Source organism: Synechococcus sp. H55.11 (genome assembly GCF_047462475.1).
Taxonomy (GTDB): Bacteria; Cyanobacteriota; Cyanobacteriia; order Thermostichales; family Thermostichaceae; genus Thermostichus.
Genome location: NZ_JANSJI010000023.1, coordinates 1 through 8,851, shown reverse-complemented (window position 1 = coordinate 8,851; position 8,851 = coordinate 1). Strand labels below are relative to the sequence as shown.

The 8,851-nt window shown below is 62.5% G+C and carries 8 protein-coding genes; 1 reads left to right on the top strand and 7 read right to left on the bottom strand.

All coding sequences use genetic code 11. From position 1 onward, the window contains the following. Window positions 1-29: 29 nt before the first annotated feature. From NW853_RS00775 to cas10, 7 genes are all read right to left on the bottom strand, one after another. Window positions 30-506: a hypothetical protein gene (locus NW853_RS00775; protein ID WP_414334141.1), complete on the bottom strand. Its 477-nt coding sequence runs from the start codon at window positions 504-506 to the stop codon at window positions 30-32. After that, the gene (locus tag NW853_RS00770) at window positions 503-1,477 is read right to left on the bottom strand and encodes an RAMP superfamily CRISPR-associated protein (protein WP_414334140.1); all 975 of its coding nucleotides are present in this window, start codon (window positions 1,475-1,477) and stop codon (window positions 503-505) included. The genes NW853_RS00775 and NW853_RS00770 overlap by 4 nt, the downstream gene beginning before the upstream one ends. 54 nt (window positions 1,478-1,531) lie before the next feature. Continuing rightward, a complete protein-coding gene (gene csx7, locus NW853_RS00765) occupies window positions 1,532-2,374 on the bottom strand; it encodes a CRISPR-associated RAMP protein Csx7 (RefSeq protein ID WP_414334139.1) in 843 nt (280 codons plus the stop codon). A 131-nt stretch (window positions 2,375-2,505) separates the two neighbouring features. Continuing rightward, the gene (locus tag NW853_RS00760) at window positions 2,506-2,952 is read right to left on the bottom strand and encodes a hypothetical protein (protein WP_414347158.1); all 447 of its coding nucleotides are present in this window, start codon (window positions 2,950-2,952) and stop codon (window positions 2,506-2,508) included. Then, a complete protein-coding gene (gene csx10, locus NW853_RS00755) occupies window positions 2,949-4,172 on the bottom strand; it encodes a CRISPR-associated RAMP protein Csx10 (RefSeq protein WP_414347156.1) in 1,224 nt (407 codons plus the stop codon). The genes NW853_RS00760 and csx10 overlap by 4 nt, the downstream gene beginning before the upstream one ends. After that, window positions 4,172-4,885: an RAMP superfamily CRISPR-associated protein gene (locus tag NW853_RS00750; protein ID WP_414347154.1), complete on the bottom strand. Its 714-nt coding sequence runs from the start codon at window positions 4,883-4,885 to the stop codon at window positions 4,172-4,174. Before NW853_RS00750 ends, csx10 begins: the two co-directional genes overlap by 1 nt. After that, complete coding sequence (gene cas10, locus NW853_RS00745) at window positions 4,885-7,179, bottom strand: type III-B CRISPR-associated protein Cas10/Cmr2 (RefSeq protein WP_414347152.1); 2,295 nt, start codon at window positions 7,177-7,179, stop codon at window positions 4,885-4,887. The genes NW853_RS00750 and cas10 overlap by 1 nt, the downstream gene beginning before the upstream one ends. A 420-nt stretch (window positions 7,180-7,599) precedes the next feature. Between cas10 and cas6 the strand changes: the two genes are divergently transcribed. Next, on the top strand, window positions 7,600-8,751 hold the full coding sequence (gene cas6, locus NW853_RS00740; RefSeq protein ID WP_414347151.1) for a CRISPR-associated endoribonuclease Cas6: 1,152 nt from the start codon (window positions 7,600-7,602) through the stop codon (window positions 8,749-8,751). Window positions 8,752-8,851: the final 100 nt, after the last annotated feature.

Here is an 8,851-nt window from a genome sequence, read left to right as displayed (position 1 = left end):
GGCGGGCAAGGGTCGGGGGCCTTGGGGAGTCATCTTGACCTCGGGATGAGAGCAACAAAGTGAACGCGGGCGGTGCGCCCATCGCGAAAGTAGCGCTGGCCCAGCTTGAGAGACCTCGGATAGCTGAGACCTTGGGGGAAGCGGGTTTCCGGACTTTGGGATCCGTACAGGTCGGCCTCGCGATCCTCCCCCTGCCACTCCCCGGCCAGCGGCACAAAGAAGTCGGGAGGAGGTTGGATCCCCAGATACAGCAGATCCCAGCCGCGGGGGGTGCTTTTCCAGCGCAACTCCCGTTGTTGGCAGAAGACCTGTCCCTCTTGACAGACCAGATCTGGCGGGATCCCCACCTGAATGCCGCTGACGCGGTGGGGCCAGCGCAAAAAGGTGTAGGTTTCTTCGGCGGCGGCAAAACAGGCCGAGAGGATCTCGGAAAGCGAGGACGCCGTCCCGCCGTTGCAAGCGGCCAGATCCTGAACCTTGTAGGCGGCTACGTAGGCTGGTTTCATACCGCTTTGGCCTCCGTTTGCAAGAGCTGGGCCCAACTTTTAACGGCGGCGGCCAGCAGGTGCTCCACCTTGGCCTCAGACGTTTGCTCCCAGGTCAGCCGCGCCCCAAAGCCCAAGGGCATCGGCTCCGCCCCCACCGGCACTAACTGGCGATCGGGTTTGGCAAAGCCGTATTTGCCCGCCTCTTCTGGACTGAGAAACTCGCCCGCCCCCAGCAGGGATCCCCTTGGCCAGGCAAGCTGGGATCCCAGCAGCCGTAGCTCCTGGCTCCCCTCCTCCACCAGGCAGCCCGGGTAGTCCACCGTCGCCCACTCGTACTCCACCCGAACGCGGCCCATGCCGCGGGATTTGGCAAAGCCGATCCCAAACCATCCTTCGTCCAGATCCCGCAGCACCAGCCCCAGCAGGCCCAGTTGCGCCAGGGTAAAGTTTTTCAGGTGAATCTTGGTTTGAAAGGATCCCTCGACACAGACTTGGTAGCTAAACGGCCCCACCGCCACCGACCCGAAGACGCGATCGATGGCCACCCCGTTGCGTTCCTCCAGCCGCAGAGGTGTCCCCGGCTTGGGATAGGCATCCTCGATGCGCACCCGGCTGGCGATGGCCGTGTTGCCAAACATCTGGTCCGTAAAAGAAGAGAGGGCGTAAACTCGGTGGGACTCTGCAATTTTTTCCAGCCACTGGTTGGCCTTTTGGTCGAGGGGATCGCTGGCCCAGAGTTGCAACTTGTTCCCCTCAGGCCGTCTGTCGCCGCCCACCGTTCGGACAATGCGCTCGGCGTGGGCGCGAATGGCCCCTTTGAGGGAGCTGCCGGGAAAATAGACTGTCCGCCCGCCGCCGCGATAGGTTTCCACAAACTCCATATCGGGTTTTGTCGGATCCGCCCCTTGTTTGCCCGCTTTGATGAGCACAGGGCCATCCGGCTTGAGGGTGAGGCAGAGGGTGCAGTGGTTAACGTAGCGCTTGTGCATGGCCTGGGATCCTTCACTGAAGAGGAACAAGAGGGTTTTCGCCCAGCCCTTGCGCTAGCTGCGGGGGCCGACGGGAGCGACAGCGGTTAGTTTGGCAACCAGGGCTTCCACCCAGTCTTGGCGCAAGGCAGCAGCCTCTTCCGGGCTGAGGGGGTGCCGCTCTCCGGCCACCAGCTCTTGCAGATAGGTCAGCAGCCGCCGCGGATCCCCTTCTGAGTCAAACCAATAGACCGCCCCGATCTCCAGGCGGACGACCCCCAAGCCGCGGGAGCGCCCCCCTCCCAAGGGGATCTGCTCCGTTTCCAATTGGTGCAAGCCGATGGCCAGCAGGCCCAGCTCCCATGCTTCGGCATTTTCGACAACGGCATGGAACTGAAAGGGGGTGTTGGCCGGCACCACTTGAAAGTCGTAGAGCTTGCCCTCTGCCGCCGTCTCCGTATCCCGATCGATGGCCACACCATCCCGCTCTTGGTACTGGCCAAACCAGGCTTCCCGCACCACCGGCAAATCGCGGATCTGCACCTTGCCCGCCAGCCAAGGGGATCCAAACGCCTGCGAGACCCAGTCGGTGGCCTCGATCAGCTTTTGCGTCAGGGTTGCGTCGTCGTCTTTGTAGGTGTTCTTAATTTGGTTGACCAACCGGACTTGCTCGCTACTGGTCAACTCGCTGGGATCCCTGGCCAGCGCCGGATCGATGCCGCGCAAAAAACTCTCCAGGCGGGAGCGCAGCGCCCCCTTGAGGCTGGAGCCGGGGATGAGCGGGCGGCCCAGCGCGTCTTTGAGAACCGGCAGATCGGAGCCGATGGGCTCGGTGGAGCGGCCCACCCCGATGTGCAGGGCGGTCACGGTGGTGAGCGTGCCGGTGATCTCCAAGCGGTTTTTGAAAACGTCGAACATCGTTCCCTCAAATCAGGTTAAGGCTGAAGTTAAGGCTCCACTGCGGCTTCGGCAAACAGGATGGGGATGATTTTCAACTGGCTGAGCCGAAAGGTTGAGACGACACCCTCAAGGGCACAACTGGTCATGGCTTAAGATCCTCCCCCTTCTCGCTTGTACTTGAGGTAGCGCGCCCCATAGCCTAGGTAACGCCGGATCAAGTCGATTTTGATCTCGTTGACTTTGGGGGATGTTTTCTCAACGCCGGCTGCCTCGGCAATGGCGAGGGCCTTTTGATGGATCCAGTTGTCGATGTCTTGGATGATGGCTTCGGCCAAGGAGTTCTTGCCCCGACCCCACTTTTCGTCTCGCCCCATCTGGTAGCGCAAGAAGTTCTTGATCACCTCTGAGCTTTCGGTGGAAGCTGCCACATGCAACAAATTGCGGTACTGGGCCTCTTCCAATTTGTCCAAACCTTTAAAGTTATCCAAGGCGGTTTGGATTCTGGCGACCAGCTCATCTTCGGCCAGCCGAATTTGCCGCTGGATCTCAAGTTCCTGTTTTTGCTCCAGTTTGCTCTCGCTGGTGGCGAAGGTCATAGCGGGTTCTCCCAGAAATGATGATGGAACAGACTACAGACCTCAATTTGGCCAAATCCTTCCGCGGTTCGCTCCCCGATGCCCCAGTATTCCATCTCCGCCAAAATCGAGATCCAGCGCTCCATTTGCGTGGTGCTCAGCAGGAAGACGCTGCCCTGGGTTGTAACCAGCTCTACATCTTTAAAAAGCCCCCAGGCGGCGTTCCAGCCGGAAACATAGGCGTAGCTGCTGCAGGCCAGCTCCAAGACCAGGGATCTGTCCTCACAGTTGGCCTCTTCCTGGAGCATTGACGGCGTGAGCACAGTGGTGCGCTGCCAGCGTTCCTTGAGGATGGCCCCCGACTGCAGCCCGATGGAGAAGTACTGCCGCTCCGGCGGCAAGGGCTGCCAGGGATCCCCAAACACCTGCCATTGTTTCCAGCGCTGCTGCAGCTTTTGGTTAAAGGCTGTCACCCGCTCAGCCAGGGAGGGCTTCGGGTTCCTCAGGTGTCGAGCAGCGAGGCTGACCCGGCCCAGCCCCCGCGACACCCCCCCTCCCAAGGACAAACGGCGGGCGTGGGTGTTGAGGTAGCCGGCGAGGGCTGCTGCCAGCTCGCGATCCTGCAGATAGATGTGGCCGCTGAAGAGGGAAGGCTGCAAGCTCCCATCTCGCCCAGCCCGGCCCTCGTTGATCACCTCCAGGCTGTAGAGGATCTGGTCGGCGGCGGTGGCGCGGCGGCGGTTGATCCCCACCCGCGTGAGCAGGCGCTTGGACACGGACACCCTTCGGTAGCGGGATCCCCCCTCCTGGCTGTAAAAGCCGCCGAAGGGCTCCACCCTGCCTCCGGAGCCATCCGGCTCTGCCGGATCAAAGGGGATCCCCAGCCGCTGCGAGCAGAAGCGATCCAGCAGTGTGTCGAACACCCCCGTTTTGCCCGCCTCTGAGCGGAAGCCGGGGTTGTTTTTGGAGCTGAAGGCCGTGGCCGGCAAAACCCGGCTGCCGGATCCCGGATAGGCATGGGTAAACACCGCCGGACGGGTCTCCGTGAACAGGGCAGCCAGATCTCCTGTCAGGGCCTCGCCGGGGCGGCGCCGGCTTTGGCGGAGCAGGAGGTCGGCCAAGGCCCCCCGGATCACGCTGCCGGGAATGAAGTCCTGGGCCTCGCTGATGGAGCCGCCCGGCTTTTGCCGACCGATGGCCAGGGGAGACTCGGCAGTGAGCGTGAGTTCAATGGCCTCCATCAGCTCCCTCCTCCGGCCAAAAAGGCCCAATCTGCATCATTGGGCTGCAGGGCAGCTAGAGACTGGGGATCCCAGTGCAACCAACCCAAGCCTGCAGATTTGCTGCCCCCCAGCGCCCCAATGTGGTGCAGGGCCGCCCGCAGCAGGGCCTTGCCCCAGGGAGGGCAGTCGGGCAAAAGCTGCAGGGATCCGGAGAAGATCAGCTCGGCTGCCGGCGAGGTCTCGATGAGGTAGAGCCGCTGATCCTCGGCGGTGCGGCGGCGGCGGTTGAGGGTGACTCCTGGGCGGAGGGCCGCTTCCAGCGCCGTCGGCGGCACCTCACAGACAAGATCCTCTACCCAGAGGCGGGAAGGCAGGGCCGGATTGCCGAAGATCTGGCAGACCAGGCAATGGGATCCGGCGTAGCCCTCGACCTGGTATTCAGGACGGTCGAAGTGGCCGTCGCTCCCCTCCCGCTTGGGACACATGCGATCGGGGTCGGGGGAGCGGCAAATGGCCCAGCCGAGGCCGCGGGCCAGCTTTTCGCACTCGTGGCGCAGCCTTCCCTTCAACTGGGAGCCGGGGATGAGCAGCCTGCCGTAGGCATCCTTGAGCAGGGGCTTGTCCGCCAGGGAGCCGCTGGAGCCGCCGGATCCCACCGCCAGGGCCGAGGCGAGGGTGGCCTTCAAAGGGATAGAGGTGCTCGTTTGGGGCAGCTCTGCCAGCCGAACCATCACTTCACCTCCACAGGAACGGGCCGGCCCTCGACCTGGGGCTGTTTTTGCACAAAAGCGTACAGATCCACCAAATCCCGCCAGATGGTCTCGTAGGTGGGTTCCCCCTCCGCCGCCACGTACATCCAGGGGGGGAGGTGGCCGTCGTTGGTTTTGGCCTTGCACCAGGTGCGTTCAAAGGCCTCGATCAGCGGCTGCCCTTTTTGGCCCAGCCGGGTGCGGAAGTAGAGGTAGTTGAGGGTGGCGGTGCGCTTGCCTTTTTCCAAAAAGCCGCGGATTTGGTAGAGCTGGGAGCGGGGAAAATCCGCCGCCTGCAAAGCTTGCACCGTTCTCAGCAGCCCGCGGATCTCCGGGACGGTGTAGGGGCCGGCGTAGAGCTTGAGGAGGTGGCCGTTCTGGCGGATCTCCAGGGCCTGCTGGCGAAAATCCTGGATGCTGGAGGCGATCAAAGTCACCGATTTCAAAGAGAGAAAGTCGATGGTGGCCACCGAGAAGTCTTGGTCGCGGGGCTTCAGCTTTTTGGCGCGGCTTTTGGCAGATTTCAACAGTTGTTCGGTCAGCCTTTCGGCATAGTAGATGGGGGTGTCTTCCGAGGCAAACAGCACGCCTGCCGAGGTGGAGAGCCGACAGAGCTGGTCTGGGCTGTCGGCCGGGTAGCGGTGCGGCACCTGGCCGAGGGAGCGAGCGGCGTAGGTGGCCGATTTGGCCAGCAGGATCTGCTCGAATTGCTCACAAAAGGTGGCGGCGATCTCCAGAGCCTTGTGGGCCGGCACCACCATCAGCACATCGTCCCCGCCGATGGTCAGGATCTCGAAGGGGTGGATCCACTCGCCGTTGCGGTCTCTGCCGCTTTCCGGATCCGGCGGCAGGCCCCGCAGCCGGTGCGCCTGCAGGTGCTGGGCAAGGGCGCGGTAAACGGCTTGTTCCGTGGCCTCGGAAACGTCGTGGCTAAATTGCCGGTAGGCCTCTGGGGTTTGGATCTGCTGCACGTAGCCGCCCATATTGTTGCCGTCGGCGTAGAGGTAGGCCACAAAGCCCTGGCTGGCGTTGGCCACTTCCCGCAGCGATTGCGCCTCGCCGGGGCCGGATCCCCTGTAGGGCTGCAAATAGCGCTCCCGGTAGGGCTCGCCGGCGGGAGAGTCGAGGAAGCGGGCAAATCGCGTTACCCAGCTTTCCACAAAGCCGGGATCCCAATTGGGGAATTTGCGGAACCACCCCTGCTGGCCTGTCTCCAGGCGCTTGGCCTGGCGGCCCACCAGCGCTTTGCGGGCCGTGGCCTCCGAGAGCCAGGGCTGACCTGGCAGGTCGGCTTTGGCCAGGGCCGGGCGGCGGTCGGTGCTGTCGCGGCGCAGGTAGGGGTGGGTTTCAAAAAAGGTAGGATGGGCGCGGCTGGGACGACCGGGATCCGGATTGCCGTTGCGGCGGTGCTGGAAGCGGGCAGCCAGGTGGCCCACCAGCTCGTTGAAACTTTTGCGGGCCTGGAAGCTGGCTTCGCTGCCATCTCCGAAGTAGGCCCTCACCAGGGGGTGGGCCTGGTGTTGGGCCAACCAGTCCAGCCAGGGGGTGCGTTCGATGGGATCCCGCAGCAGGCCGTAGCGCAGCTCCAGCAGCCGAAAGGCGGATCCCACGGCACAGGCGTTGGCGGTGAGGGTTTCTTCGGTGTAGCGGCGCTCAATGGCCTCGCAGAGGTCGTCCACATAGGCCGCCGGGCAGAAGGCCAAGAGGTTGCCGCCGGTGGAGTAGATGAGGAGCTCCGGAATGAGAGCCTGCGCCAAAGCCGGGTAGTGCTGCTGCAGCCAGGGCCGGATCCGCCGGTTCACGTAGTCCCTTAGCTCTGCTTGAGACTCCTTCCCCAAGGCTTCCCACCCCAAGTAGGTTTGCTCAGGATCCCCGAAGAAGGCGGGCAGATCCACCAGGTTAATGCGATCCAACAGGGCCGAGGCGCCGCGGATTTCCGGCAGTTTGGCGGACTCGAAGACGTAGCCCTTGATCTTGGTGGCCCCCCCGTAAACCAAGCCGATGCGGCTGGTCTGCCGCCACAGCTCCGGATAGCGCGATTGCAGCTCTGCCAAGGTTTTGGGAAAGGTTGTGGCCGCCACGCTCTCCTGAAATTGGCGCACCTGCGCCCAAAGAGGTTGCAGCGCTTCCGGGATCCCGGCTGCGTCGTCGGTGCGGATGGCTGCGCCCATCTGCTGCAGAATCGGCAAGGGAAATTGGGGATCCCGCCCTTCTCCCCAAGCCAGGCACCAGGCCAAGGCGATGGGCACGGGGGAGGTAGAGGAGGTAGCGGTCATGGACAACACCTGGCAAAAAAGAATAGAACGCAGCTTCTGTGCCTGCGGGCAAATCCGAACCCGACTTTTGACTGGGGCGATCCTTGAACTTCACAAATCCTTCATAAAAACCAAAGGCGCTTCAAAAAGACGGCGTCGGCCATAGCAGCCACGCGGGCAGAGAATCGCAGCCGACAGAGAGAGGCGACAGCAGTGACTGATGGTTGCATTTTGCAGTTCCAGACTGGGAGACAGTATAGGCCGATTTAGATCCATTGCCAACAGATTCAAGACTTTTTTCGGTTGGCCCAGCCAGCGATTTAAAGGTAAAGCAAATTGGAAGGGATCCCTTCTCAAATCCTCTCAAAGGAAAAGTGGCTCTGGGTTGATTTTGGTTGGGGGCTGCTATTGACTGGGGATGAGCAAAAATTGGCTGGGCCTATGCTGACCAAGTTGAGTTTTTCAGAGCCACCCATCGCCGGAGCAGAAAGCGGCAAGTGGCCGGCGGGATCCGAGCTGGTGGGGATCACCCTGGAAGTGCAGGCCCCTCAGCCCTACCTGTTGGATCCCCACTACGCTAAAGGGCTGCACGCCTGGTTTTTGGGCGAGGTGCAGCAGATGGATCCGCAGCTATCTGCCTATTTGCACGACGGAGAATCGGAAAAACCCTTCACCCTCTCCCGGCTGATGGGGCCCTTCCGCGAGCAGAGTGGGCGACTGCTGATCCCGCCCCAGATCCCCTTCCGCTGGTCGATCACCGCCCTCAACCCCCAAGTGGTGGAGTGGCTGCGGGAATGGTGCCGACGGCTGCCCCCCTGGCTGGAGTTGCGCGGATCCCCGCTGCAAATCCTGGGATGGAAGATCTCGATCCCCCCGCGCACCTACCGTCAACTGCTGGAGCAGCCCCTTGTCCATCGCTCCTGGAGCCTCTCTTTCATCTCGCCCACCAGCTTTCGCCACCGCGGCCACCATTTGCCGCTGCCGGTGCCTCGCAACCTGTTCCACAGCTATTTGCGCCGTTGGAACGATTTTTCCGGCCTGCCCATCGAGGTAGAACCTTTTCTGGATTGGGTGGATGGGGAAGTGGTCATCCAGCGGCACCGGCTGGAATCGGTTAAAACCACCGCCGGTCGCCAGGGATCCGTGACGGGCTTCGTTGGCTGTGTACAGTTGGCGGTTTCCTCGCGCGCGTCTGAACTGTTGCAGCAGCAGCTCCAGGCCCTGATCCTCTTCGCCCCCTACTGCGGCACCGGCCACAAAACCCCCTTTGGGCTGGGGCAAACCCGCCTCGGTTGGCTGGCCGAAGAGCTGCCCGCCACCCCCGTCCTTTGCCGGGAAGAGCAACTGACCCGGCGCATCGAGGAGCTGAGCGCCCTCTTCCTCAGTCAGCGGCAGCGCCAAGGGGGATCCCGCGCCGAAAAGACGGCCCAACTTTGGGCAACAATCTTGGCCCGACGAGAGCTAGGAGAGAGCTTGCAGCAGATTGCCGCCGACCTGGAGATGCCCTACGAGACGGTGAAGACCTATGCCAAACTGGCCCGGCGAGCCCTTCATTCTGCACCCGACACGATGGATCCCTCATCTGCTCGATAAGGATCCCGCCTAGAAGTCGGAAAAAGCCGTAAGCCCTGAGACTGTCTTTGCCCAAGGTGCCTAGTTTCCGTCCCCTTGCGGGGAAAAGGTAGGGATCAAC